Origin of the sequence: Falsiroseomonas tokyonensis (assembly GCF_019024325.1) — a bacterium.
Lineage (GTDB): Bacteria > Pseudomonadota > Alphaproteobacteria > Acetobacterales > Acetobacteraceae > Falsiroseomonas > Falsiroseomonas tokyonensis.
Genome location: NZ_JAFNJS010000015.1, coordinates 20,104 through 46,584 on the forward strand (window position 1 = coordinate 20,104; position 26,481 = coordinate 46,584).

At 67.0% G+C, this 26,481-nt stretch carries 21 protein-coding genes; 12 read left to right on the forward strand and 9 right to left on the reverse strand.

Going from position 1 to position 26,481, the window contains the following annotated elements; all coding sequences use genetic code 11:
* Positions 1-7: 7 nt before the first annotated feature.
* Positions 8-1,840 (forward strand): hypothetical protein, encoded by a 1,833-nt coding sequence (locus tag J3S20_RS27965; RefSeq protein ID WP_216840220.1) that lies wholly within the window; start codon positions 8-10, stop codon positions 1,838-1,840.
* 363 nt (positions 1,841-2,203) lie between these two features.
* Here the strand turns inward: J3S20_RS27965 and J3S20_RS27970 are convergent, their stop codons facing one another.
* From J3S20_RS27970 to J3S20_RS27995, 6 genes are read right to left on the reverse strand one after another with little or no spacing between them, the layout of a single operon-like run.
* Entirely contained in the window at positions 2,204-2,887 is a 684-nt protein-coding gene (locus J3S20_RS27970) for a haloacid dehalogenase type II (RefSeq protein WP_216840221.1), read from the reverse strand.
* 7 nt (positions 2,888-2,894) lie between these two features.
* Positions 2,895-3,416: a peroxiredoxin-like family protein gene (locus J3S20_RS27975; RefSeq protein WP_216840222.1), complete on the reverse strand. Its 522-nt coding sequence runs from the start codon at positions 3,414-3,416 to the stop codon at positions 2,895-2,897.
* Positions 3,417-3,447: 31 nt separating this feature from the next.
* Entirely contained in the window at positions 3,448-4,113 is a 666-nt protein-coding gene (locus J3S20_RS27980) for a peroxiredoxin-like family protein (RefSeq protein WP_216840223.1), read from the reverse strand.
* Between the two features lie 53 nt (positions 4,114-4,166).
* Positions 4,167-5,057 (reverse strand): glutathione-dependent disulfide-bond oxidoreductase, encoded by an 891-nt coding sequence (gene yghU / locus J3S20_RS27985; RefSeq protein WP_456305715.1) that lies wholly within the window; start codon positions 5,055-5,057, stop codon positions 4,167-4,169.
* 17 nt (positions 5,058-5,074) lie between these two features.
* Positions 5,075-5,779, reverse strand: a complete 705-nt coding sequence (locus J3S20_RS27990) for a glutathione S-transferase family protein (RefSeq protein ID WP_216840224.1) — start codon at positions 5,777-5,779, stop codon at positions 5,075-5,077.
* A gap of 15 nt (positions 5,780-5,794) precedes the next feature.
* On the reverse strand, positions 5,795-6,388 hold the full coding sequence (locus tag J3S20_RS27995; RefSeq protein ID WP_216840225.1) for a TetR/AcrR family transcriptional regulator: 594 nt from the start codon (positions 6,386-6,388) through the stop codon (positions 5,795-5,797).
* Between the two features lie 156 nt (positions 6,389-6,544).
* On the opposite strand from J3S20_RS27995, the gene J3S20_RS28000 reads away from it, so the two are divergent.
* The 9 genes from J3S20_RS28000 to J3S20_RS28040 all read left to right on the forward strand — a co-directional run bounded on the left by J3S20_RS28000 (position 6,545) and on the right by J3S20_RS28040 (position 22,384).
* Entirely contained in the window at positions 6,545-6,946 is a 402-nt protein-coding gene (locus J3S20_RS28000; protein ID WP_216840226.1) for a thioredoxin family protein, read from the forward strand.
* A gap of 22 nt (positions 6,947-6,968) precedes the next feature.
* The gene (locus J3S20_RS28005) at positions 6,969-7,673 is read left to right on the forward strand and encodes a cytochrome c biogenesis protein CcdA (protein WP_216840227.1); all 705 of its coding nucleotides are present in this window, start codon (positions 6,969-6,971) and stop codon (positions 7,671-7,673) included.
* Positions 7,674-7,743: 70 nt separating this feature from the next.
* Complete coding sequence (locus tag J3S20_RS28010; protein ID WP_216840228.1) at positions 7,744-8,217, forward strand: DUF302 domain-containing protein; 474 nt, start codon at positions 7,744-7,746, stop codon at positions 8,215-8,217.
* 1 nt (position 8,218) lies between these two features.
* A complete protein-coding gene (locus tag J3S20_RS28015; RefSeq protein ID WP_216840229.1) occupies positions 8,219-9,331 on the forward strand; it encodes a YeeE/YedE thiosulfate transporter family protein in 1,113 nt (370 codons plus the stop codon).
* 83 nt (positions 9,332-9,414) lie between these two features.
* Positions 9,415-10,245, forward strand: coding sequence for a sulfite exporter TauE/SafE family protein (locus J3S20_RS28020; RefSeq protein ID WP_216840230.1), 831 nt, complete (start codon positions 9,415-9,417; stop codon positions 10,243-10,245).
* A 628-nt stretch (positions 10,246-10,873) separates the two neighbouring features.
* On the forward strand, positions 10,874-14,380 hold the full coding sequence (locus tag J3S20_RS28025; RefSeq protein ID WP_216840231.1) for a helicase-related protein: 3,507 nt from the start codon (positions 10,874-10,876) through the stop codon (positions 14,378-14,380).
* Positions 14,377-16,062 (forward strand): hypothetical protein, encoded by a 1,686-nt coding sequence (locus tag J3S20_RS28030; RefSeq protein ID WP_216840232.1) that lies wholly within the window; start codon positions 14,377-14,379, stop codon positions 16,060-16,062. The genes J3S20_RS28025 and J3S20_RS28030 overlap by 4 nt, the downstream gene beginning before the upstream one ends.
* The gene (locus J3S20_RS28035; RefSeq protein WP_216840233.1) at positions 16,059-19,034 is read left to right on the forward strand and encodes a DUF1156 domain-containing protein; all 2,976 of its coding nucleotides are present in this window, start codon (positions 16,059-16,061) and stop codon (positions 19,032-19,034) included. The genes J3S20_RS28030 and J3S20_RS28035 overlap by 4 nt, the downstream gene beginning before the upstream one ends.
* A 20-nt stretch (positions 19,035-19,054) precedes the next feature.
* On the forward strand, positions 19,055-22,384 hold the full coding sequence (locus tag J3S20_RS28040) for a DUF499 domain-containing protein (RefSeq protein ID WP_216840234.1): 3,330 nt from the start codon (positions 19,055-19,057) through the stop codon (positions 22,382-22,384).
* Here J3S20_RS28040 and J3S20_RS28045 read toward each other — a convergent pair.
* The 3 genes from J3S20_RS28045 to J3S20_RS28055 are packed head-to-tail and all read right to left on the reverse strand — an operon-like array spanning position 22,353 to position 24,609.
* Positions 22,353-22,757: a type 2 periplasmic-binding domain-containing protein gene (locus tag J3S20_RS28045; RefSeq protein ID WP_216840235.1), complete on the reverse strand. Its 405-nt coding sequence runs from the start codon at positions 22,755-22,757 to the stop codon at positions 22,353-22,355. The genes J3S20_RS28040 and J3S20_RS28045 overlap by 32 nt on opposite strands.
* Complete coding sequence (locus tag J3S20_RS28050) at positions 22,754-24,076, reverse strand: recombinase family protein (protein WP_246603353.1); 1,323 nt, start codon at positions 24,074-24,076, stop codon at positions 22,754-22,756. The genes J3S20_RS28045 and J3S20_RS28050 overlap by 4 nt, the downstream gene beginning before the upstream one ends.
* 26 nt (positions 24,077-24,102) lie before the next feature.
* Positions 24,103-24,609, reverse strand: a complete 507-nt coding sequence (locus tag J3S20_RS28055; protein ID WP_216840237.1) for a DUF2924 domain-containing protein — start codon at positions 24,607-24,609, stop codon at positions 24,103-24,105.
* Positions 24,610-24,929: 320 nt separating this feature from the next.
* On the opposite strand from J3S20_RS28055, the gene J3S20_RS28060 reads away from it, so the two are divergent.
* Together J3S20_RS28060 and J3S20_RS28065 are read left to right on the forward strand one after the other, a co-directional pair.
* Positions 24,930-26,174 carry a hypothetical protein gene (locus tag J3S20_RS28060; RefSeq protein ID WP_216840238.1) on the forward strand — a complete coding sequence of 415 codons (1,245 nt, stop codon included), beginning with the start codon at positions 24,930-24,932 and terminating at the stop codon, positions 26,172-26,174.
* Positions 26,134-26,481, forward strand: a 348-nt coding sequence (locus J3S20_RS28065; protein WP_216840239.1) for a hypothetical protein, incomplete at its 3' end; no start/stop codon positions are given. The genes J3S20_RS28060 and J3S20_RS28065, both read left to right, overlap by 41 nt.

Consider the following 26,481-nt stretch of genomic DNA (forward strand, 5'->3'; position numbering starts at 1 on the left):
GCCCACCATGCCGGCCCGCATCGATGACCTGCTGGTTCTCAACGCCAATCTCAACAAGACCGACTTCGCGAAGTACCTGCGTGACCGCGAGGCGGTGCTGCCGACCGATTTCGGCGGGTTGGGCGATGGCGTGGCCAACGACCGCACGGCCATCCAATCCTGCTTTGACCGGGCGGCGGCCGACCAGAAATTTGCGGTCATCCCGCCCGGCACCTGGAACGTCGGCAGCGGGGTCACGCTCGGTGGCGGCGCACGCGGGCTGATCATGCGCGGCGTCATCCGGTACACCGGCGCGGCCAACGCCCCGGCCACCGTGCTGACGCTCGGCGATGGTGGCACCACGCGCAACGGCGAGAAGCTCTACGCCGGGCTGCAGGTGGTGCGGCAGATCCAATCCGACTGGGCCTCCGAGGCCGATATCGGCATCCTGGTGCGCAACATCGACGCCACGGTGGTCGACCTCCGCCTGGTCTCGGGTTTTTGCATCGGCATGCGCACGCTTGGCGATGGTCGCGGCGTGGAAGACAGCACCTTCCATCTGCTGCGCATCCTGAACAATCGCTATGGCCTCGACATCCGCGCCGAGACAGCGACCGCCTGGAACACCTCGATCCGCTACTACGGCGGCCACTTCGCCCTCGCCACCGGGATCAATCCGACGATCGACCGCTATGGCATCCGCTTCTCGCGCGGCGCCGGCGGCTACAACAACCATAACCGGCACGTCTTCGACGGTCCAAATTTCGAACTGCGCCAGCTCGACCCGAACGTGGCGATCCCCTTCCTGAACGAGACGGACGGCACCGCCATCATCGGCCGCGCGCTGCGGATGGAGGCCTGCTCGCCGATCGTCGCCCGGCACACCGGCAGCGCCACCGACTGTGAGTACGAGGTGGCCTGGGCCAATACCTATGCCGTGCGGATCGACTACACCGCGACCGCGGACCGCGCTGGCAATGCGGTGATCAACCGGCACCGCGCGCCGGCCTCGCGGCTGCTGCGCGTGCTGGAGGCGGTGCCGAACATCCGCGCCGCGGCCTTCCGGCAGAGCGGGACCGAGATCGGCGTCGAGAAGCTGGCGACGCTGGCTACATCGACCACCGCGGCGACCACCTTGGCGGGGCTGTGCTTCAACGGACTGGACGGGATCGCGGCCACGGCGCGCGGGCTGCTGCTGGACGCCAACCGCGGCATGGCCTTCGTGGTGGACACCTCCTCGGCCAAGGAGTTTGCGCTCGCGCATTGGCTGGCCGGGGGCGTCGATGGCGGGCGGCTCTTCGTCCGCGTGTTCGATGGGGCAGCCAATGTGCGGGAGAACATCGCCGGCGACGTGCTGGCCTCCGGCACCACCATGCAGTGGAACAGCCCGGCAAAAGGGTGGAACGCCGGCGCGGTGATGGCAGACGCTTCGCTGAACCGGCGGCAGACGATCCGGGTCGGCGCGGGCGTGGCCTTTGCACAGGTGGGCATCGTCGGCTTCGACGGACAGATCGAGCTCGAAGCGCTGCGGCTGTTCGGGTTGCCAGAGGCAGCGCCGGCCGTGCTCTACGCCTGCCCCTCGGTGCCGATCGGCACGCGCAGCTTGGCGCTGGAGACGACTTGGGACCTGCCGAGCCTGACCGCAGGCTCGACGGCGAACATCGACGTGACAGTGCCGGGCGCGCGGCGCGGCGACTACGCCGATGCCTCGCTCGACACGAGCAGCATCGCCTTCGTGCTCGACTGCCATGTCTGGTCGAACAACAGCGTGCGCGTCACGGCACGGAATGTCAGCGCCTCGACCGTCGATCTCGCCGTGGCAGCGCTGTCGGTACAGGTGGTGAAGCGGCGGGTGCCGTGACCTCATCAGCCTGCTAGAGGCGGATAAGCGTGCCCAGCGGTGCCATCATGCTGGGCACGCTCCATCCCTTTCGGCCGGCCTTATGACGGCCAGCCTGGTGGGCACCAGCAGGTTCGCCGCCATTCCCACCACCGCTCTCGATCTGCCCCTCGTGCAGCGTCTCCGGCGGTCCCCGCGCTTTCGGGTCCGGGTCCCCATCGACCCAGAGCATAAGCAAGCTGCGCCACGTTGGTCACGTTCCGCGATCCGTAGATCAGCCAAGCGTCGCCGGGTCCGCCTCGCGAGGGTGAAGCCAGAGAACCAGCAATCCGCGCTTCGATAGCGACTGCGGTGGGCGACGCCGCCGCATCGCCGATCTCGGCGCTATCCCTGTGTCGCAAGCAATGCCGGCAGCTCGGCAAGGCTATGGACTTCGTGGTCCGGTATCCCAGGCAGCCGTTCGCGCCGCTGGCTATAGCGATTGCACCACACCACGCGCATGCCGAAGGCCGAGGCGGCATGCGCATCCCAGGCATTGGAGGATTGGAAGGCAATAGCCTCCGCCGGGACACCGAGCCGGTCGACCGCGCGTTGATAGACGCGAGGGTCCGGCTTGAAGTTGCCGACCTCATCCACCGAGATCACCGCATCGAAGGCCCCGGCGAGCCCGGCGCCCTCCACCGCGCTTGCCAGCATGTCCGGCGAGCCGTTCGATAAGATGGCGGTGGCAAAGCCTGCCTCGCGCAGCGCGCGGAGCACGCCAGGCACTTCGGGAAATGTGCCGAGCGTGCGGTACAGATTCATCAGACGCTCGCGCAGCGGCCCGTCTGCCGGGAGATCAAGTGTCTCCAGCGCGAAGTCCAGGGCGTCGCCAGTGACCTGCCAGAACGGCACGTAGCGGCCCTGCAGCCCGCGCAGCCAGGAGTACTGCAGCTGCTTGTCGCGCCAAAGGGCGGTCAGCGGACCCGCCTTGTCACCCAACACGTCGGCGCAGCCGTCTGCCGCCGAGGCAAAGTCGAACAGCGTGCCGTAGGCATCGAAGACGCAGGCGCGGATGCCGGTCAGCATGGCGCGATCAGACCAGCGTGCCGCGGATCGGGTAATTCATCTCCTGAATGCGCTTGGCTCCACGGGCGATGCCCGCGAGGTCCGGCCGCGCGAAGGGCGCGTTGGAAATGTCGATCAGCTGCACTTCGCCCGCCGGGTTGATCAGAAACAGACCGGGCTCTGCGAAGGGCCGATCGGTTTCCTGGGCCGAGCGTGGGTTGGATACATAGAGGCCCAGCGCCTGCATCTGCGCGACAGTCAACCCGTAGCCCAGCGGGAAGCGCCAGCCGAACTCGGCATGGTCGGCCGCAGCCTTCTCCTCCGGATCGGCGGAGATGGCGGCGACCGAGACGCCGGCGGCCTCGAACTCCTCCAGCAGCTTATCGAGCGTGCCGAGATAGGGCTTGCAGAGAGGGCAATGCTTGCCGCGATAGACGATCAGCAGGCGCCAGCCCCCGGCCGCAGCCGGCGCGATTTCGCCGCCGCCGAGGCGCGGCACGGTGATCGCGGGAAAGGCCGCGCCGGCGGCAAGCTTCGTGGTGTGGGTCATGATCCAGGGCTCCTTGTCGCGTGATAAAACGTCACTCGGCCGCAGCCCGGTGTTCGAGCAGCCGCAAGACCTCTTCGGGGTCGGTGCGCTCGCGGTAATCGGTGCGCGTATCGGCGAAGAGGATCGTCCCATCCCTGCCGATGACATAGGTCGCCGACAGCGGCAGCGACCAGTCGTCGGGTGCGCCGTTCTTGCCGGGGATGTCGAGCTTGAAGCCGTCGTAGACGGTGCGGACCTCGGCGGTGAAGGCGTAGTGGACGCCGAAAGCCTTGGCGACCGTGTGGCCGATGTCGCTGAGCACGGGAAAGCTCAGTTCGTTCTTCGTCGCGGTATCAGCCACGTCATCCGGCTTCTCCGGGCTGATGGCGACCAGGCTGGCGCCGGCCGCGGCGAGGCGCGGCAACACCGCCTGGTAGGCCTTCAACTCCATGTTGCAGAACGGGCACCAGCCGCCGCGATAGAAGGTGACGACGACGGCTCCCTTGGTGAGCAGGCTTGCCACGTCGAATTCGGCGTCATGCTGGTCGCGCAGCTGGATGGCGGGGGCGCGGTCACCGACCTGCTTTGCGGTCTTTGCGATGCCGCTGGCGGCGAGGTGCGCGACATGTCCGTCCATCACCGCCTGGCGGTCGGTAGGAACGCGGGCGCGCCAGCCAGCCCTATAGGATTCAAGCTGCTCGGAGAGTGTCTCGGTCATAGGGTAGGTCCTTCTTGGTTAGACAGAGCGGAAGTGGCGGCGATGGGCGGCGCTCACGCCGGCGCATCCGCGATCTTGTCCTGCGTCCTGGTCTCGAAATCACTGGCATCATGGCGTTCGAGCAGCTGCTCATGCGGCTCGCCCCGCACCCGGTTCACCATGCGGCCGCGCTGCACCGCCGGCCGCGCGAGGATGGCATCGGCCCAGCGCTGGACATGTTTGTAGTCCTGCACGCTCAGGAACTCCGCCGCGCCGTAGGACCAGCCCTTCACCAGGCCGCCATACCAAGGGAAGACCGCGATATCGGCGATCGTGTAGTCGTCTCCAGCGAGATACGGGCTCTCGGCCAGCCGCCGGTCGAGCACATCGAGCTGCCGCTTCACCTCCATCGCGAAGCGGTCGATCGCATACTCGATCTTGGTCGGCGCGTAGGCGTAGAAATGGCCGAAGCCGCCCCCCAGATACGGCGCGCTGCCCATCTGCCAGAATAACCAGCTCAGCGCCTCGGTGCGGGTAGCGATGTCGGTCGGCAGGAAAGCGCCGAACTTCTCCGCGAGATAGAGCAGGATCGAGCCTGATTCGAACACCCGGATCGGCTTCGGTCCGCTTTGGTCCAGCAGAGCGGGGATCTTGGAGTTCGGATTGACCGCCACGAACCCCGAGCCGAATTGGTCGCCATCGGCGATCTTGATCAGCCAAGCGTCGTACTCTGCGCCGGCATGGCCGAGTGCGAGCAGCTCCTCGAGCAGGATCGTGACCTTCACGCCGTTCGGCGTGCCCAGCGAGTAAAGCTGAAGTGGGTGTCGCCCGACCGGCAGCTCCTTGTCATGCGTCGGGCCGGCGATCGGCCGGTTGATGCTCGCGAAGGCGCCACCATTGGGCCTGGCCCAGGTCCAGACCTTTGGTGGCGTATATTCTGGGGTATCTGCCATGTTCGCTTCCAAACGCGCTCGGGGTGGCTCTACGCAGCCGGTGGATAGTTGGACGGGAACAGGTGCCGCCGGGCTTCCTCGTCCTGCACCTTCTTGAACTCATGGTCCTGCCCGACCGCCCTCGCGCGCGCCGCGGCAGGACGGCTGTCGATAGCGGCGAACCAGCGCTTGATGTTCGGATAGGCCGCGAGCGGATCGCCCTCGCCTTTCAGCACGCGCGACGCCCGGTCGATCCAGCCCCAGGCGGAGATGTCGGCGATGGTGAAGCTGTCGCCGACGATGACGTCGCGTCCGGCCAGATGATCTTCCAGCACCTGGTAGTGCCGTTCCGCCTCGCGCCGGTAGCGGTTGCGCGCATAGTCCAACCCCTCGGGCGCGGCGAACTGGAAATGCACCGCCTGGCCGGAGAAGGGACCAAGGCCAGTGCCGAGGAAAGCGAGCCAGGACAGCAGTTCCGGCCGATCCTCAGGCGTGCCGAGCAGCTGGCCGGTCTTCTCCGCGAGGTAGAGTAGGATCGCCGTGGAGTCGAAGACGCGCGCCTCCTTGCCGCCCGGCCCCTCCGTGTCGACGATGGCCGGCAGCTTGCCGTTGGGATTGACGGCGCGGAAGGCGGCCAGATGCTGCTCGCCCTTGCTGGTATCGACCGGAACGACCTCATAGGTGAGCCCGGTTTCCTCAAGGAACAGCGAGACCTTGGCGGGGTTCGGGGTTGGGTGGAAGTAGAAGCGGATCATGGCGCGTTTCCTGTGTCAGTTTGTGCAGGCCGGTGGATCGAGCAGCGTCAGCGCCTGGCGCGCGGCGCCACGCAGCAGGGCAGGCTCCGGCCTGGCGCGTGACAGCACGCGCAGGCCCATCACCGTGGTCAGCAAAAGCCGCGCGAGGTCGCGCGCCGAGGGCGCTGCGGTGATGCTGCCATCGCGCTGCCCGGCGATGACGCAGCGATGAAAGAAAGCTTCCAGCTCCGCCAGCCTTGCCGCGATGACGGCGCCAATCTCCGCATCATGCGGCGCGACTTCCAGCGCCGAATTGACCAGCAGGCAGCCGCGCGGATCGGCAAGCGAACGCGCCACGATCTCGTTCAGGAAGGTCTCGATGGCCACGCGCGGTGGTTGCTTCGCTTCCAGGCGCTCGATTCGTTCGCGCATGTTGCGGTCGAGGTAGCGGTCGAGACACAGGGCGAACAGCGCGTGCTTGCTGCCGAACGCGTTGTAGAGGCTCGCCGGCACAAGCCCCATTGCCTCACCGAGGTCGCGCACCGAGGTCGCGGCGTAGCCCTGCCGCCAGAAGCGGTCGGTTGCGGCGTCGAGGACCGCGTTGTCGTCGAACTCACGGGTGCGAGCCATCAGGAAGCGATATTCCTCATTCTAGAGCGATCGTTTTAGAACATCTGCGATTGCCGGCAAGATCCAAATTTCTGCTCGACCCGCGTAACCTTCGATCGAAGTTCAGCGAAGCCGACGCGAGCGGGTGCTCCCGCGCCACTGAGGAGACAGACCGCTATGCCGAACCTGCCCCGCCGCCCCCTGCTGGCGGCCCTCGCCTTCAGCTGGGTCGCTGCCGCTGCTTCGACCGCCCGCGCCGCCGAGCGCGCGCCCTGGTCCGACGCCGCCTTCGCCGCGGCGCAGGCCGCCGGTCGGCCGTTGATCGTTGAGGTCACGGCACCCTGGTGCCCGACCTGCCGCGCCCAGGCACCGCATGTGGCCGCCACCCTGGCGGAGCCGGCGCTGGCATCAGCGCTGCTACTCACGGTCGATTTCGACACCCAGAAGGACGCGCTGCGCCGCCTTGGCGTTCGGCAGCAATCCACGATCATTGCCTTCAACGGCACGCAGGAGCGCGGCCGCATCATTGGCGTAACCGACGCGACGCAGATCCGCGACCTGATCCGCCGCGCCGTCTGACGCCGCGGCCATGGGAACGTTATTGCTGGCGGGGCTGGCGGGGATCCTCGCCAGCCTGTCGCCCTGTGTGCTGCCCTTGCTGCCGATCGTGCTCGGTGCCGCGACCGCCGAGCATCGCCTGGCGCCGTTGGCTTTGGCGGGTGGCCTGGTGACCGGCTTTGCCGGGCTGGGCGTTGTGCTTGGCCTGCTGGCGACGTCGATCGGTTTCGATCCCGAGGTGCTGCGGGTCGGGTCTGCGGTGATGCTGTTGCTGGCGGGCCTCGCCTTGTTGGTCGCGGGCCTCGCCACACGCCTGACCATGGCGGGCGAAGCGATCATGGCGCCGATCTCCGCCCTGGCGCAGCGCATGCCGGCGCAGGGGCTTGGCGGTCAGTTCGGGCTCGGCGTCGTGCTGGGCGTCGCCTGGGCGCCCTGCACCGGGCCTGCGCTCGGCGCGGCTTTGGGGCTGGCCGCCCAGGCCGGGACGGCGGCGCAGGCCACCTTGGTGATGGCGGCCTTCGCGCTGGGTGCGGCCCTGCCGCTTCTGGCGCTTGGTACAGTGGCGCGCAGTGCCATGCCGGCGTTGCGTCGGCATCTGGCCAAGGCGGGGGGCTGGGGCCGGCCGGCGCTGGGCGGCGTGCTGGCACTGGTTGGGGTGGCCATGCTGAGCGGCCTGGATCGCCGGGTAGAGGCGGTGCTGACGGCGGCGTTGCCGGACGGGTGGGTGGAGTTGATCACCCGGTTCTGAGCGGCGTCGAGAAGCAGAAGTGCAATATGAACAGGGATGAGTTTTCGACCATGAACCTTACCAGCACCCGATGAGGCGCCGCACCATCTTCCTCGGCGCGGCGCTCACGATCTTCGCATCCAGCCTTCCCGCGGATGCGCAGCAGGCCGGTCTCGTGACCAGGCCAAGCGCGCATGGGACCCGCGCAACGCTCGATCGCTTCGCGGCCGCGGTGCGCGAGGCCGGCTGGTTTGTCTTCACCGAGGTGGACCACGCCGCCGCGGCACGCGATGTCGGCATGACGCTGAGGGCGCGCACGGTGGTGCTGTTCGGCAATCCGCGCGCCGGCACGCCAGGCATGGCTGCAAACCCGATGCTCGCCATCGACCTGCCAATGCGTGTCCTGGTGTGGGAGGACGACCAGGGCCGGACCTTCGTCACCCGGAGCACCGGGGCGGATATCGCGGAGCGGGTCTTTGCCCGTCACGGCGTCACGGTCCCGCCCGAGGGCCAGCGCAGCACCGAGGCCTTCATCGAGACCCTGGTTCGCAAGGCCGCCGAATAGCGTGGCCGGCGCGCTCTCGGCCGATCCGCCGCGCGTCCAAGTGACGGGCCTCCTGCTCGGGGCGGCCGGCACCGTTCTGGCCATTGCGGGCATCTCCGGAATTGGCGATGCGGCGCTTCTGCCGGTCCTGGCCGTGGCGATCCTGCTTGGCGCCATGTTCGTCTGGCTCGACTACGGCTTCGCTGGCGGATTTCGCGCGCTGCTCGTGGAGCGTGATGGCCGCACGCTCGGCGCAGCCTTCATCGTGCCCGCGGTGGCAGCGCTGGTCGTGCTGCCCGTCGGCATGCTGGTGGAAGGCTATGGGCGCTTCGCCGCGCCCATCGGCCTGCCTCTGCTGGTCGGCGCAGCGATCTTTGGCGTTGGCATGCAGATCACCAATGGCTGCGGGTCGGGCACCCTGGTCGCGGCCGGCCAAGGATCGCGCAGGATGTGGGTAGCTCTGCCATTTTTCTGCTTCGGCGGCGTGCTGGGTACGTTGATGCTCCCTGCGGCGCTGCGGCTGCCGAGCCTAGGCGAGATCGATCTGCCGGCCCTGCTCGGCCCCTGGGGCGGGCTTATTGTGACCGAGGCGCTGCTCGGCCTCGGCGCGCTGGTGGTTCTGCGCGGCGCGCGCCCACCGCGCGAGCGATTGTTCGCAGGGGCGGCGATTGGGGCAGGCGCCGCGGCGCTGTTCCTCGTCTCGGGCACGCCCTGGGGCATCACGATGGGCCTGACGCTTTGGGGCGCACAAGCCTTGCAAGCCCTAGGATGGGACCTTTCTGGCTTCGAGTTCTGGTGGTCCGGCTGGACACGGGAAGCGCTCGACGGTCCGCTGCTCGCGATGCACGGTTCGCTGTCCGATGTAGGGCTGCTGCTCGGTGCCCTTCTCGCTGCGGCAGGGCAAGGCCGGTTGCGGCACGGCACGCCGATCGGCTGGCGCGGTGCCACAGGGGCGGCGCTGGGCGGGCTGCTGATGGGGGTGGGCGCCAGGCTGTCCTTCGGCTGCAATGTCGGCGCCTTCCTCGGTGGCGCATCATCGGGCAGCCTGCACGGCTTCGTGTGGCTCGCCGCCGCGATGCCGGGCTGCTGGATCGGGATCAGGATGCGGCCGATGTTCGGCTTCACGGCACGCTGACGTCTCATTGCAACGCCGTTACATCGGACCGCCGATAGTGGCCACCAGGTTGTTCCGTTTCTCGACTGGCGGCACAAGTCAGCATGTTGGAAATCCTTGTCACTTACAGCGGCTGGACCCTGCTGGCTTTCGTCCTGGCTGGCGCGGCCATCGGCGTGGTCGGGGGATTGCTCGGCATTGGCGGTGGCGTCATTGCCGTGCCGGTGCTGCTTGAGGTCTTCGCAGCAGGCGGCATGTCAGACGCCGATCGCGCCGCGCTGGCCATCGGCACCGCGCAGGCGGCGATCCTGCTGTCCTCACTGGCGGCGGCAGCGGCCCACGCTGCGGCCGGGACCATCGATCAGCCGATCCTGCGGGCCTGGATGCCCGCACTCCTGGCGGGCGCGCTGCTCGGGTTGGGGCTGGCACCCCTGATTCCTGCCTCGCTGTCGGTCGGCGCCTTCGCTGCCGTCGCCATTCTGCTTGGCATTCAGATGATGGCGGGTGCTCGCGGCGTGCTGGCTTCCGGCCTACCGGCCCCGCCGCTTGGCTGGCTGCCGCCGGCAGCCATCGGCGGGTTGTCCGCCGGCCTCGGGATCGGCGCAGGCACGTTGAGCGGCCCGGCCCTCGGCCTCTTCAACACGCCGATCAATCGCGCCGTCGGTGCCGGCGCCGTCTTCAATATCGCAGTCGCGCTGCCAGCGACGCTCGGCTTTGCCGCCCTTGGCTACGGCAGGCCCGGCCTGCCTCCTGATTCCCTCGGCTACGTCAGCCTGAGCGCGGCGATCCTGCTGGCCCTCCCAGCCACCGTTGTGGCGCCGTTTGCCGCGCGCCTCTCATCGCGGGTTCCGGTGCCGCTCCTGCGCCGCGTCTTTGCCGGCTGCCTTTTCGCCATCGCCCTGCGTGTCCTTTGGCGCGCGGCGGCCGGGCAATGAACGCTGGCTGCCTCGGTCGCCAGGATTGTATCAACCTCAATCGTCTACATCAGATGGCGGTCGTGTGGGGCCTGAGAGGTGCATGTGAAATTCCCGCCGAAGCCACATCGCTTCGCCGAAGTCCTCAGGTCTGCGATGGGCGACGATGTCCGCTGGCCTGCTCTCCAAGGCTCCAGCCTTGAGACCGTTCGCATCCGGGTGCACTCCCTCCGCCAGTTCCAATACGAGCCGCACTCTCCCCCCGACCGAGGGCCGCGCTGAGTGGCAGGTTTCCTGGGGTTTTCAGGGCAGACCTGTTGACTGGCCCGGCGCGGAGACGGGCGAAAATCGCTCTCCGGAGGCCCTTTCTCTCCGGACCTCCTGACTTGGGCGTTTCAGTACGGAACTCAAAAACCTAGGTAAAAGGCCGGTTCCCGCGCGGCGGACGCTTGCCCTGGTTCGAACCCCACTTGCCCGAAATCCGTACTTCGAGAGCGAACACTTTGGTACGGAACCCTCGGCGAGGCGGAGACCTGGCTTGTAGTGGTTCGACGGTCCACTCGATGAAACGCGCGAGAACGGTTTACCATCGCCACAGCCTTTCGGCTCAGTGGCTTTCCGTCAATTAACGCGCGATAATCTAACCGAGATGGCAACCTTCGAAGATATCAAAGCCGGGGCGCGGCTTCGCGGCCTGGACGCGGCCGGCATGGCCGAGATCGTCCAGGTCACCCGGTTCGGGCCGGATGCGCTCAACCTCGTCTTCCGCGTGAGCGGGCGCGTCGGGGAGCGGCTGGTCTACCGTGGCGAGGAGGCCGGTTTCGAGTTCCTCGAAGCCGGACGGGCCTATGCTTTCGACGCTGATGGCGGGCTGCTGCGTCTTGCCTCCGAGGCTTACAGGCTGCGGCTCGCCCATCTCTTCGACCCCTACCTTGCGGTCAGCGCGTCCCAGATCGAGGCGCTCCCCCATCAGATCACCGCCGTCTATGGCGAAATGCTGCCCAGGCAGCCACTACGCTTCCTGCTCGCCGACGACCCCGGCGCGGGCAAAACGGTCATGGCGGGTCTCCTTATCAAGGAGCTTCTGATCCGCGGCGATCTTGAACGCTGTCTGATCGTCGCCCCCGGTAGCCTCGTCGAGCAGTGGCAGGAGGAAATGTCGGAGAAATTCGGCCTGGCCTTCGACCTCCTGTCCCGCGACCAGATCGAGAACTCCGTCAGTGGCAACCCCTTCGCCGAGCGCAATCGCCTCATCATGCGTCTCGACATGGCGGCACGTTCGGACGACCTGAAGGCCAAGCTGCTGGCGGCGCCTGATTGGGACCTGGTGATCTGCGACGAGGCTCACCGCATGGCCGCGTCCTATTTCGGCGGTGAGGTGAAGGAGACCCAGCGCCACAAGCTTGGGAAGCTCCTCGGCGGCAAGGCGCGCAACTTCCTCCTGATGTCGGCGACGCCCCATAACGGCAAGGAGGCGGACTTCCAGCTGTTCATGGGGCTGCTCGACGCCGACCGATTCGAGGGCCGCTTCCGCGAAGGCGTCCACAAGGCAGACGTATCGGACATGATGCGCCGGCTGACGAAGGAGGAGCTGTACCGTTTCGACGGTACCCCCCTCTTCCCCGAGCGCAGGGCCTACACGGCCAGCTATGAACTCTCGCCAGCCGAGGCGGACCTCTACCAGGCCGTCACCACTTACGTCCGGGAGGAGATGAATCGGGCCGACCGCTCGGGCGACGGCAAGCGGCAGAACAGCGTGGGCTTTGCCCTCCAGATCCTGCAGCGCCGCCTCGCGTCCTCGCCGGCCGCCATCCATCGCTCCCTGGAGCGCAGGCGCAAACGGCTTGAGGAGCGGCTGCGGGAGGAGAAGCTCCAGCGCCAGACTGGCACAGCCCCCCTCACGCGGGCCCCCGCATTGCCGAGCTTCGACGCCGACGACCTCGACGATGCCCCGGGCGAGGAAGCAGAGGCGATCGAGGAACAGATCGCGGACCAGGCCACCGCCGCCGCTACGCTGGCCGAGCTCGAGGCCGAGATCATCATCCTCAAGGACCTGGAGGCGCAGGCGCTTCGCCTGAAGCTCTCAGGCAAGGACGCGAAGTGGCGGGAACTCGAGTCCATCCTCGACGACCCGATCATGTTCGACCAGGCCACGGGCCTACGCCGCAAGATCCTCATCTTCACCGAGCCGAAGGACACGCTGGAATACCTTCAGCAGAAGATCACGGCCCGCGTCGGCGACCCGGCTTCAGTGGTCGTCATCCATGGCGGCATCGCGCGGGAGGCCCGTCGCGCCGCCATCGCCGCCTTCAACTCCGATCCCGTGGTCCGGGTCATGATCGCGAACGACGCCGCTGGTGAGGGCGTGAACCTCCAGCGCGGCGCGCACCTCATGGTCAATTACGACCTGCCGTGGAATCCGAACCGGCTGGAGCAGCGCTTCGGCCGCATCCACCGCATCGGTCAGACCGAGGTCTGCCATCTGTGGAACCTCTGCGCGACCAACACCCGTGAGGGCGAGGTCTATCAGCGACTCCTGGAAAAGCTGGAGCAGGCCCGCGCTGCGCTCGGCGGCAAGGTCTACGACGTGCTAGGCGAGCTCTTCGAGGGCCAAGCCCTGCGCGACCTGCTGGTGGATGCCATCCGCTATGGCGACGCGCCCGAGACCAAGGCCCGCCTGTTCCAGAAGGTGGATGACGCCGTCGATGTCGAATCCATCGAGCGCCTGGTGGCCGAGCGCAAGCTCACCTCCGAGGGGATGGACCCGAACGCTGTCGCCGCCATCCGCGAAGAGATGGAGCGCGCCCAGGCTCGCCGGCTGCAACCCCACTTCATCGGTGCCTTCTTCCGCGAGGCGTTCCTGCTGCTGGGTGGCCGCATTGCCGAGCGCGAGAAGGGCCGCTTCGAGATCCTGCGCGTCCCGCCCTCGCTGAAGCACAGGGACCGGCTGATCGGCCGCGGCGACCCCGTGCTCGATCGCTATGCCCGGGTCACCTTCGACAAGACGCTGATCGTCGGTAAGCCGCAGGCCGAACTACTGGCGCCGGGCCACCCCCTGCTCGACTCGGCGCTGGACTTGGTGCTGGAGCGCTTCGCACCGCTGCTCCAGCAAGGTGGTGTGTTGGTGGACGACGGCGATGAGGGCCTCGCCCCGCGGCTGCTGGTCTATCTGGAACACGCCATTCGGGACGGCCGCGTGGCGAAGTCGGGGGAGCCGCGCGTGATTTCGCAGCGGCTGCAGTTCATCCATCTACGGGAGGACGGCACTGCCACTGATGGCGGGCCGGCGCCCTACTTGGACTGCCGCCCCATCACGGCGGAGGAACGCGAGCTGGTCGCTGACGCGATCGTCGCCCCCTGGCTTTCGGGCCGCGTCGAGCAGCAGGCGCTCGGACACGCCATCGCCAAGCTGGTGCCGGAGCACCTGGGCGAGGTGAAGCGCCGCCGGATCGCGGAGATCGACAAGGTGGAGCGGGAGGTGCGAGCCCGCCTCACGCGCGAGATCAATTACTGGGATGCCCGCGCGGCCCGGCTACGGGAGGAAGAACGCGCCGGTAAGGAGCAGCGCATCAACGCCAGCAACGCGGAGGCCACGGCGCAGCGCCTGGTCGAGCGGCTGCACAAGCGCCAAGAGGAACTGGCGCGCGAACGTCAGATCACCGCCCTGCCGCCGGTGATGAAGGGTGCCGCGCTGGTCATCCCAAAGGGGCTGCTGCTGGTCCGGAGCAAGCCTGTCGACGCACGCGTGCTCGCCGGTTTCGCCGAAGACGCGACGTCACGCGCGGAGGTGGAGCGCCTGGCGATGGAAGCCGTCATGGCTGCAGAGCGGTCGCTTGGCCACGAACCGCTGGATGTCTCTGCCGAGAAGAAGGGATGGGACATCGAGAGCCGCAACGCAAAAGCGGGCGCCTTGCGCTTCATCGAAGTGAAGGGCCGGCATGTCGACGGCGACGTGATCATGCTGACGAAGAACGAGCTGCTGGCCTCGCTGAACAGCCCGGATGCCTTCATCCTCGCAATTGTGCAGGTGGAGGCCGGCTTCGCGCGGGAGCCTGCCTACGTGCGCCGGTTCTTCCAACGCGAGCTCGGCTTCGCGGAAACCGCCGTCGCCTTCCACGTGGGTGATCTGCTGACCCTCGCGGCGAGGCCGGCATGACAGGACACGCTGTTCCAGAACTCCAACTGGACCTGCTCGTGGGACAGGTCATCCCGGATACGCGCGTTCTGGATGGCTCCCGCCGCTATGCCGCCCCGACAGCGCTTCGCGATGTTTTCGACAAAGCGACCCATGTCAGAGGCCTGCTCTCGGGCCTCGACCATCGTGGAGTGGAATGGCTTCGGCACACCGCCAAACAGCAAACCCTCCAGGCCTGCCATCTTGTGCTTGGCCTATATCCCGGCTGCCCAACCTGGGACGACGTGCTCCTCGACGCATTCGAAATTCAGGAGCAGGCCGCTGGCCGGATGCAATTCCGGGTCCGAGCTCGGCGCGATGGGCTCGACCGCCCAGGCAATCTGCTCTGGGTCAGCCGCGGAAGTGAGCCCAGCGTCCTCGTGGTAGGGAACCTCGGGAATGGCCTCATCACCACCCGCTGGGACGCGACGGATGCCAATCTGGTCTTGCCGCTCACCGACGTCGGCGAACAGGCCCTGATCAATTGGTTCGACCTGCTTCACGCCAACAGCAGTCCACTGACGCGCGACACGGCGAAGGCGCCGAGGCTCCAACTGCCAGACGGCGACGAGGAGGGCGAGCGTCTATGGCGCGATTACCTCGCGAAGCTCGCGGCGGTCGAATCGGAGCAGCCCGCACCGGTCGTGGACCCTGAGACCGGGGCAGTTGATCACCCGACTGACCCGCCGCCGTCGAAGCAGGTGATCACCGTTGCAGGCGTTGCACGGGCGACCTTCCCGCAACCTGATCCGGTCCTGCTGGCCGTGCAGGCTGCAATGGCCAGGGGGGCGCTGGTCTCGCTCGATCGGGTGGATCGGATTCCACCGCTCGACCTGCCGATCCGGCCAGAAATGCTGGGCGAGATCGGCACGCGCCGTGTCGGCGGCGCATCGCGGCGCGTCGCTTACCGCGTTAGCCTGTTCGACGAGAAAACGCAGAAGCAGCTCAACAACCGCCACGCCGATGCCTCCACGCGGCTGTCGGCCTTCAGCCTGATGGTGCGTGACGGGCAACGCTGGATGCCGCAGGCAGCCTTTTCGCTATTTGAGCAGGAACTGGCCGCGTCCCAACAGAAGTCGCGGGAGGTGCTTCTGGCGGCTATCGGCGGCAAGGCGGCCGCGGACGTCGTGACAGCGCTTGCCGACAAGGTCGCTCGGGAGCTGCGAGAGTTGGCGAAGCAGGCAGGCCTCACCACAGCGCCGCCCGACAGTCTCCTGGATGAAGTGCTGGCTGGCTTGCGCAAGCGGCTTGAAGGCCATCTGGGCAAGGAGGCTGCGCCCGGCATCACTCGCATGGAAGCGAAGCTCTCCCTGCACGAGGATGAGCATCATTCACCATGGGGCACGGTGCAAACCTTCCTCGCCTCGGCCGTGCGGCTGCCGCGTGAAGTGATGAGCGACCCATTCCGCATGCGCGGCTTGGTGAGCAAGCCCGAAGCGCTCCTCACCGCCTTCGATCTCTTCGGCGATCCTCTTGTGAAGCGATATCTCGACCGCCAGCGCGTGGACGATCAAGCCAAGCATGAGCTGGAGATGGTTGACGACATTCTCGCCACTGAGACCGCCACCCCCTGGCATCGCGCCCAGGCGCTGCATTGCCTCATCACCGGTGCGGCACCAGCCGACGTGACAAAGGCGCTGAAACAGGAACGCCCCACCGTATGACTACCCATCGCAAGAAGCTCATCGAAGTCTCCATCCCGCTGGAGGCGATCAACGTCGCCTCCGCGCGGGAGAAGTCTATCCGGCACGGGCACCCCTCGACGCTCCATCTGTGGTGGGCGCGGCGGCCTTTGGCGGCGTGCCGGGCCGTGCTGTTCTCGCAGTTGGTGGACGACCCCTCCGCCTGGCCGGATCGCTTTCCGACGCCGGCGGCAGTGGAGGCGGAGCGGAATCGGCTGCACAAGCTAATCGGCGGGACGAAGGAGGCCGAGTACAAGGACGGCCTGGTCGCCTGGGAAAGCTCGAACAACGAAGCGGTGCTGAACGCAGCGCGATGGGAGATTGCGCGCAGCGTGGCCTGGGGTCTCGGCGAAGAGCCGCCGCCGCCGGAGGATGGCGCGGCCATCCTGGCCTACCTCCAGGCCAAAGCGCCGCCGGTCTATGACCCCTTCTCGGGCGGTGGCTCCATCCCGCTGGAGGCGCAGCGCCTGGGGCTGCGGGCCTATGGGAGCGACCTCAACCCGGTGGCAGTGCTGATCGGCAAGGCGCTGGTCGAGATCCCGCCGAAATTCGCAGGTCTGCCGCCGGTGAACCCGGCCTCGCGCGACCAGCGAGCGCGGGGCGGGCGCTGGCAGGGGCGCGGGGCGCAGGGACTGGCCGAGGATGTTCGCCACTATGGCGTCTGGATGAGGGAGGAGGCCGCGCGGCGCATCGGCCATCTCTATCCCGAGGCGACATTGCCGGATGGCAGCAAGGCAACCGTCATAGCCTGGCTGTGGGCGCGCACCGTGCGCAGCCCGGACCCGGCAGCGAAGGGGGCGATGGTGCCGCTGGTCTCTTCGTTCGTGCTCTCTACAAAAGAGGGAAAGAAGGCCTGGGTGGAACCAGTCTTCGACGCCGCGGCGCCGGATGGCTGGCGTTTCGAGGTGCACACCGGGACGCTGACGAAAGTGGAGGAGGAGCGTCTTAAAAAGGGAACCAAGAGCGACGGACGCGGCGCCGGGTTTGCGTGCATTTTAACGGGCGCCGGCATTACCGGCGCGCACATCAGAGCGGAAGGCCAAGCGGGTCGGCTTGGCGCTCGGCTTCTTGCGATAGTCGCCGAAGGCTCTCGTACTCGCATTTACCTCTCGCCGACCGACCAGCAGGAAGCCCTGGCGGCATCTCTTGCTAACGACGAGCGGGTTCTCGATGCGCACATCGGAACGTTGGCTCAAGCTGTTCCGGAGCGGCTCACTGGCGGGACCTGCTACGCCTATGGACTGACGACCTTCGCCTCGCTCTTCACCCCGCGCCAACTGGTGGCGCTGACTACCTTGTCCGATCTGGTGGCAGAGACGCGAGAGAAAGTGCTGGCGGATGCCATGTATGCGGGCCTGCCCGCAGACCCCAGCTCCCTCGCCCAATCCGGCACCGGCGCCACCGCTTACGCCGATGCGGTAGCAACGTATCTTGGCTTTATGGTGGATCGCGCGACTGATCGGAACTGCTCAATTTGCTCTTGGGATGCTGGCCCGCCTGGCTCGAAGTCATCAACTGGCGGCTCCGCGCGAACTGCTGGCGTCCGTAATGTCTTTGCGCGGCAGGCTATTCCCATGACCTGGGACTATGCTGAATCAAATATCTTCAGCGAGTCAGGTGGCGGATTCCTTAGTGCATTGGACTGGATCATCCCAGCAATTCAGCGGAGTGCAGTGCCAATTGGGCCGGGTGGCCTGTTCCTGGTTGATGCTGCCAAGAATTCATTCCCAGTTCGTCCTGTGATTATCTCTACAGACCCGCCGTATTACGACAACATTGGCTATGCCGATCTTTCAGATTTCTTTTATGTCTGGCTCCGCCGCTGCCTGTCCGGCATTTGGCCTGACCTGTTCCGCCGCCTGACCACACCGAAAGAGCAAGAGCTCGTGGCCACTGCATACCGTCACGGCGGCAGGGACCAAGCCGAAGCCTTCTTCATGCAAGGCATGGGCGACGCGCTTACTGCAATGCGCAAAGCGGCCGTCGATGACGGGCCCTTGGCTATCTACTACGCCTTCAAGCAGGCGGAAGTGGCGCAGGAAGGGCTAACCTCCGCGGGCTGGTCATCTTTTCTTCAGGCCGTGGTTGATGCTGGGCTCGGTATCGATGGGACGTGGCCAGTCAGAACTGAGATGGCAAATCGAATGATCGGCAGCGGTACCAATGCACTCGCTTCCTCTATCGTCTTGGTGTGCCGCAAGCGCGCGCAAGACGCAGGCATAGCTACCCGTGCAGAGTTCATCCGTGCGCTAAAGCGCGAGCTGCCCGACGCGATAGCCGCGATCCGCCGGGCCGGCGTCGGCCCGGTAGATATGCAGCAATCGGTCATCGGCCCCGGGATGGGCGTCTTCACCCGCTTCGCCAAGGTGCTGGAGGATGATGACAGCGCCATGCCGGTGAAGACCGCGCTCTCCCTGATCAACCGCGTCTGGGACGAGATCGAGAATGAACTGACCGAAGCGTTCGACGCACCGACGCAGGTCGCGCTGGCCTGGTTCGCCACCTATGGCTTCGACGCGCGCCCCTCGGGCGAGCTGATCACGCTGGCGAATGCGAAGAACATCCCGCTTGCCACGCTGTTCAGCTCCGGCGTTTTCCAGGATCTGCGCGGCAAGGCCGGCCTCGTCGCGCGCGATGATCTGCCAGATGGCTGGTCGCCCGCCACCGACAGGGCTGCGACCATCTGGGAATGCGTTCAGCACACCATCCGTGTGCTGAACGCCGAGGATGGCGGCGCCGAGGCCGCGGCCGCGCTCGTCGCGCAGATGGGCCAGCGGTCGGAGGATGCGCGCGCGCTCGCCTACCGGCTGTTTGAAATTGCTACCCAGAAGGGCTGGGCGTCGGAAGCACTAATCTACAACGCGCTCGCGCAGGAATGGCCGAGGCTCGCAGAAATGGCGCCCGCCGTCATCGCGCGGGGCCCCGTGGCCGCCGCGCAAGCCACATTGTTCTGACCGACCAGGGGGAGAGTCGTATGTCGGCAGAAAAGGAAACGCTGCGTCGGGTCCAGGATGGCATCTTCCATCTGCAGCGCGGCTTGGTGCCTTTCGTCGAAGGCTGGATGCGCAAGTCGCATGGCGAGCAGTGGCTGGCCTACGCCAGCCGAGCAAGCGGCAGCGGCAACGGCGCGCTGGATGCCTATGGCTTGCTCAAGACCATGATCGATCGCTGGCGCGAGGTGTTCGAGGCAGCCTTTGCGCAGAAGGACCGCCATAGCGCCCGCAACTTCGTCTCCATGGCGCTGGAGGCGCGCAACGCCGTCTCCCACCTCACGCTGCCCCTCCAGGATGACGAAGCCCTGCGCTACCTGGATGCCATGTGGGCGCTGCTGCGCCTGACCAAGGCACCTGCGGTGGAAGTCACTGCGCTGAAGGCACTCTATGACGCGCAGCGGAACTCGGGTGCGGAGCGCGCCCCTCCGCCTGCTGAGGCGCCGCCCGCTTCGCCGCAGCTGACTCTCTCGCCAACCGATGGGCCGACGCGGGCGCTCAAACCTTGGACCGAGGTCGCGCTGCCGCACCCGGACGTCATCGCAAACCGCTTCAAGGAAGCCGAGTTCGCCGCCGACTTGTTCGCGGTGGATAGCGGCAATGTCGCGGTGGGCGATGCCTACGCGACCCCACAGGACTTCTTCGGCATCACCTTCCTTACCGAAGGCCTGAAGCGCGTCCTCGAGGCGGCGCTCCTCCGGCTGGCAGGGCGCGGCGGCGATCCGGTGATCGGGCTGCAGACGTCCTTCGGCGGCGGCAAAACGCATACCATGCTGGCGCTGTTCCACCTCGCCGCGCATCTGCGCGCCGGCGGTGACCCGCGCACGCTGCCGGGGCTGGCGCCGCTGGTTGAGAAGATCGGCGTCACGACCTGGCCGAAGCCTGAATTCGCGGTGTTCGTCGGCTCCTCGAAGGGGGCGGACACGTCGCTCACGCTGAAGAACGCGCCGGTGGTGCGGACGCTGTGGGGATACATCGCGTGGCGGCTTGGCGGCGAGCTTGGCCTGGAACTGGTGGCGGAGGCCGAGGCCGCGCGCACCAGCCCGGGCTCGGAGCTCATGGTGGAGCTGTTCCGCCTGGTGGGGCCCAGCGTCATCCTGCTCGACGAGCTGACGATGTATGCGCGGCAGCTCGACGAGGATCGGTTCGAGGCCTTTCTCTCCTTCATCCAGTCCCTCACCGAGGCCGCCAAGATGGTGCCCGGTGTGCTGATCGTGGGCTCTCTCCCGGAGAGCCGCGCCGAGGCTGGTGGCGCACGCGGCGAGATCGCGCTGTTGCGCCTGGAGAAGGTGTTCGGGCGCGTTCAATCGGCGTGGCTGCCCGCGACGGGTGACGAGACCTACGAGATCATCCGCCGGCGCCTTTTCCAGCCCCTCGACGCGGAAGGCGAGAAAGCTCGCACTGAGACGGTGAAGGCGTTCCACGACCTCTACCGGAAGAACCCCGCGGAGTTCCCGCCCGAAGCGCGCGAGGCCCGCACCCTCGATCTGATGACCCTCTCCTACCCCATCCATCCGGAAGTGCTCGACCGGCTGTCGAAGGATTGGGCCAGCCTGGAGAAGTTCCAGCGCACGCGCGGTGTGCTGCGCTTCATGGCGAACGTAGTCGGCGTGTTGTGGCACATGCAGTCGCGCGACCCGCTGATCACACCGGCGCGGATCCCGCTCTCGCACGAACGCATCCGCGCCAGCGTGCTGTACCCGCTGAATCCCGCCTTCGCCTCCGTGGTCGATCGAGAGGTGGATGGCGAGGGCGCGCTGCCGGCGCGGATGGAAGTGAACCCGACGCGGCGCATCTCGCAGTCTCGTGCCGCCACGCGTGCGGCACGCGCGGTCTTCCTGTGCTCGGCGCCGCTGGTCGGACAACCGAATGCTGGGCTGACTGGACAAGGATTGCGGCTGGCCTGCGCGGAGCCGGGTGACCAGCTGGCGATCTTCGGGGAGGCGCTGCGCGAGCTGACAGAGCGCGCCACGTATCTTTACGAGGAGGCTGGCCGCTACTGGTTCTCGACACAGCCCACGCTGAACCGGGTCGCCGATGAACGTGCGAAGGCGCTGCCGGAGCACGAAGTCGACGCGGAGATTATCCAGACCCTGCAGAACGACGCAGGCTCGAAGGGTGGCTTCCATCGTGTCTATGCCGCGCCAGATGATCCGGTGACGATCGACGAGGCGCAGTCGCTCTCGCTGGTGATCCTCGGACCGAACACGCCGCATGCGGGGAAAGGCGTCGGCCAGACCTTGGCTGCCGATGCTGTCACCGAGACGCTCACGCGGTGCCGGGCATCGCAGCGTCGATTCCGCAACACGCTGGTCTTCGTCGCCCCGGACGAGTCGCAACTTGCCGCCGCCCGCGAAGTGACGCGGCGCGCGATGGCCTGGGCTTCGATCGTGAAAGACGCGCAACTGCGCAAGGAGATGACGCAGGGCCAGGCTGACGACGCAGCGGAGAAGACCAAGACGAACACTGAGGGCGCACGGAAGGCGGTGCGCGGGGCGTGGAGCCACATCTTCTATCCGGTCCGCAGCGACACTGCCGGCAAGCCCTTCGACCTCGAGCATAGCCTGATCTCTGCGCGTGACCGCGCCGCGATCCCCGTGGTCGTCTATGACAAGGGCAAGGCCGACGGCGTGCTGCAGGAGCGGTTGGGCGCCGAGAGGCTTTGGATCGCGCTGAAGCCGATTTGGCCGGAGGATCGGCCACACCTGCCGCTTACCGAGATCGCGGACTGGTTCGCTTCCTACGTATATCTGCCGCGGCTGCGGGATCGGGTGGTTTTGGAGACGACGATCCGTGACGCCGTGGCCAAGCTCGATCCCGAGTTCGGCTATGCCGACAGCTTCGACGAGACAACCGGCCAGTATCGGAACCTGGTGTGGGCCAAGAACCCGCCAGAGCTGCCTCCCGCGACCGCGGTGCTTGTGCGCGCCGCAGAGGCGAGGGCGCAGTCCGCCAACAGGCCAAAGGCGTCACCGGAACAGCCGGGCAGCGGCCCGGGGCCGGTCGCACCAGGCGGACTGCCGAATGGCAGCACGGATCCGCGCGAACCTCCGGTGACGCCCGCCGCGCCGCGGAAGCCTCGTCGGTTCTACGGGTCCGTCGAGATCGACATGGTGCGCCCGATGAAGTCGTTCGACGCGATCTTCAATGCGGTGGTCATGGAGCTTCAGCGGACGAACGGCGCGAAGATCAAGTTGACCCTGGAGATCGAGGGTGAGGCACCCGAGGGCTTCGCTGAGGGAGAGGTCAGCGTCGTTCGGGACAATGCGAAGCAGCTGAAGTTCAAGCCTGAGTCGACCGGCTTCGAAGAATAGCGGCTCGCTGCACATCCCACTCCACTGGAAACGGCTCCATCAGCCCTGGCAGCGTCATCCCATCCGGTTGCCGCCCGTCCAGGATCGCCTCGACGATGTCGGGGGACAGCAGCGTCAGGCGCAGCAGGCGTGAGACATAGGACGAGTTGATCTTCTCCGCGGCTGCCAGCTCGTCAATCGTGCCGTAGCGGCCCGCCTCCATCATCCGCCGCCACCGGAACGCTCGGGCTACCGCCTTCACCAACGTGGTGTCCCCAGCCCACGCCGCCCGGTTCGTGGGGCTGGCAGGCGCGACCATCAGCTTCCGCCCACCCCGCTGCTTTCGGATCGCCAGCGGCACCCGGACGGTCAGCATCTGCGCGGCGCCGGTCATGCTGCCACCCTCGCCGGTTCCTTAGTCGGCGTCGCCAGATCCCGCGCCAGGTTGGCCAGCCCCTCCAACTTCAGCCGCACGTCAGCGCCGCCCACCCCGATGTCCACCCGGTCGACCAGGAGGCGGATGATGCGCGCCTGCTCCGCGGGGAATAGCTCCTCCCACAGCGGGTCGAGCCGCTCCAGCGCCAGCCGGGCCTCGTCCTCCGTCATATCCGGCACCGAGGCCCGTGCCGCGCGCCAGGCCCCGAGCACCACCTCGGGCTGCCGGAGCAGGCCCCTGACCTGCGCGATGACCGCGCCCTCGATCTCCGCGGCGGAAATGCGCGCGATTGCCGGGCCGTCCGCGGCGCTGCCCTTCAGCACGGACTGACTCACATAGTAGCGGTATTGCTGGCCGCGGCGCCCCCGCGCGTGAGTGGGCGACATGGCACGCCCGTCGCTACCGAAGATCAGCCCGCGCAGCAGCGACGGCGTCTGGCAGCGCGTGCGATTCGCGCGCGTCTTCGGGCTGACCGCCAGCAGGGCGTGCGCCGCATCCCACACCGCCTGCGGCACGATGGCGGCATGCTCGCCGGGGTGCGACTTCCCTTTATGCATCGCCTCGCCGAGATAGGTCCGGTTGCTCAGCACCCGATAGACGTCGCTCTTGGTGAAGGCGCGGCCGCGCTTCGTGGTGGCGCCCTCGGCACGCAGTGCCTGGACCAGCTTCGTACCGGATTCCGTCTCGACGAAGCCTTCGAAGATGCGCCGCACCAGCGCCGCTTCCGCCTCATTCACCAGCAGCTTGCGATCCCGCGCGTCGTAGCCGAGCGGCACGAAGCCGCCCATCCAGATCCCGCGCGCGCGCGACGCTGCTACCTTGTCGCGGATGCGCTCACCGATCACTTCGCGCTCGAACTGCGCGAAGCTGAGCAGGATGTTCAGCGTCAGCCGGCCCATGCTGGTGGTCGTGTTGAAGGACTGCGTCACCGACACAAAGGTCACGCTGTTCGCGTCGAAGACTTCCACCAGCTTGGCGAAGTCCATCAGCGCGCGCGACAGCCGGTCAATCTTGTAGACCACCACCACATCGATCAGCCCGCGCTCGATGTCCGCCAGCAGGCGGCGCAGCGAGGGCCGCTCCAGTGTCCCGCCAGAAACGCCGCCGTCGTCGTAGCGATCGCGGACCAGCACCCAGCCCTCCGACCGCTGGCTGGTGATGTAGGCCTCGCAGGCCTCGCGCTGCGCGTCGAGGGAGTTGAACTCCATGTCGAGCCCTTCCTCGCTCGACTTGCGCGTGTACACGGCGGCGCGGATCTTCCTGACCGTGGCCGGCATGGCGGCGTCGGCGGGCGGCTTCCGCTTCATGCCGTGCCCCTCCGGTTCTTCAGGCCGAAGAACAGCCAGCCGTTCCAGCGCGTGCCGGTGATGGCGCGCGCGATGGAGGAGAGCGACTGGTACGGACGACCCTGATACTCGTACCCGTCGTGCAGCACGGTGACGCTGTGCTCGACGCCCTGGTACTCACGGATCAGCCGCGTGCCCGTGATGGGTTTGTCGTCGCCGCGGATGCGCCGCAGGACGGGATTGCCCCCGTCCAGCTGCTCGCCCAGCGCCTCGAGGCGCTGGATGGTCTCGGGCTTCAGGCCGCCATAGGCGAGTTCCTGGATCCGGTAGGCCAGGCGGCTCTCCAGGAAGCGCCGGTTGTATGGCGGCGGCTCGGCCGCGAAGAGCTCCCGCCACTGCTGCTTCAGGTCCGGCGTGCCGGTGGTCTTCAGGGCAGCCAGGCGCCCAAGCACGTCGGCCGGTGGAATGGCGGGGATGGTCGGCGCCGGCGGGATGCCGGCTTTGGATTTCGTGGCGCGTGTCATGCGGGTCTCCGGTTGGTCCGGTTCGCATGCAGGCGCTGGGGTGCCGGGAAGTGTAGGCCACGCTCTCCCCGGTCGGAGGTCTCGCGCGCAGCTTCCTCGGCAGCGCGGCTGCGCAGCCGCAGCAGGCCGGCGGCCAGGATGCTGCAGACCTCGCGGAGGTGCGACGGGAGGTGGGGATTGGCCGCAGGGCGGAGGGGTTCGCTTGCCACCCCCACCATTTACCCAGGCACGCGGGAATCCGTCTCACGGAGTGCAGATTCGATTCGACATACGCGCGCATGGGTTGATAGAACGAAAAATGAACATCATCGGGCGAGAGCATGGCCAGGGACCTCAAGAAGTTTGTCAATCCGAAGTTCTTGAAGACCGTCAATCTCGGTCTGTTCCGGCGGCTATTCGAGCGCCAGCCTGAGGCATTGCGCGGCTTCGATCTGGCTGACTTTGACGGTGATGATGCGGACGTCCGGGATCGGCTGAAGACCTTCTTCGAAGGTACCGAGGATGCGTTGCCGCGCGGCATCGTGGCAGACCTTCATCACATCGCTGAGCTCGGCACTGAGAACGGCATGCACTTGCTTCAGGAGCGTGCCGCCGCCCGCGACATCAACATCGCCGCGCCACTCGATCTGGATGGCAACCCAGTCCCGCTTGATCCGAAGCACTTCGCCCTTCTCGCGTTTCTGGACCACCGCCCCGTCTTCGACGCTGCATCGGACATGCTTGCCCGCCAGGCCCGATCCTCCCTGGCGGAGTATGTGGGCCTTGATGAAGGGATCGAGCCACGCCTCGATGACGACTCACGGGCGGCCTTCGAGGCCGCGGCAGCCGAGATGTTCCAGCGCGACCACCGCGGCGCCTTCTGCCGCGTGGGGTGGTACGAAGATGGCGACCAGACAGTCCTGGTCGTCACCCACGGGGCGCCTGTGGCCGTCGTACCGGTGATCAATGGGGACCAAGAGGACGTCATCAGCTATCGCAGCGTCGAATATGCCGTGCTTGCCTACAATGTGGGCACTGGGCGCATGGGTGTCGGCGGCGTCCGGAAGGCGCTGCGCGCGGAGCTGGCTGAGTTCTTCGCTGTGCATATGCTCAGGCGCCCAGGCTTCTTTGCCGGTGAGGACTGCCAGGACCTCTACACGCTGGAGCGCATCGAGAACGTGGGCTTCGGCTTTCGGGTGAACCACGCCTTCGATGCTGGCATCCAGCAGGTGGACATCGTCGAAGTGCAGATCGACCGCATCGGCACAGATCCCCGTAGCGGCGAGGCGGCCGTCGAAGCGCAGAATGTGACCCGGGACTTTCGTGGCAATGCGCTGACCCGGCTCCATGAATTCGGCGATCGGGTCTCGTTCAGCACGGGCCGCTACCGGATCGGGCACATCGTCATCCGCATCCACTTCGGAGATGGCCGTAGCCGTGCGTCACGTGTGACCATCAAAATCAAACCGCCCTCCCTCGCCGTGTTCAAAAGGCAGCGCTTCGAGGCGCGTGTCATGGAGCTCCTTCGCCGGAATGGATTCTGCCGTGAACGACAGCCTGCCGAAGCTGCTGCTGCGGCGGAGTGAGGCAGGGCACGGCGCTGTTCTGTGGGGACGCGAGGCACAGCCGCATTTCGGCAGGGCGTTCGACCGCCTGCTGGCCGAAGGCCTGCTGACGGAACGCGCGCCGGCGACAATCTGGCCACCTTGCTCGACCTGCGACGGCCGCTGTGAAGGGCGGGATATCGTGCTCATCGGCGATCTGCTGGTCGCCGAATGCCCCGAGGATCACCGCTGCAACAGCACCCTGGCGCCATACCTGATCCGCAGCTTCGAGATCGACGCGGCCGTACTGTGCCGCCTGATTGCTGCTGCGTCTGGCCTCTCCGGTGAT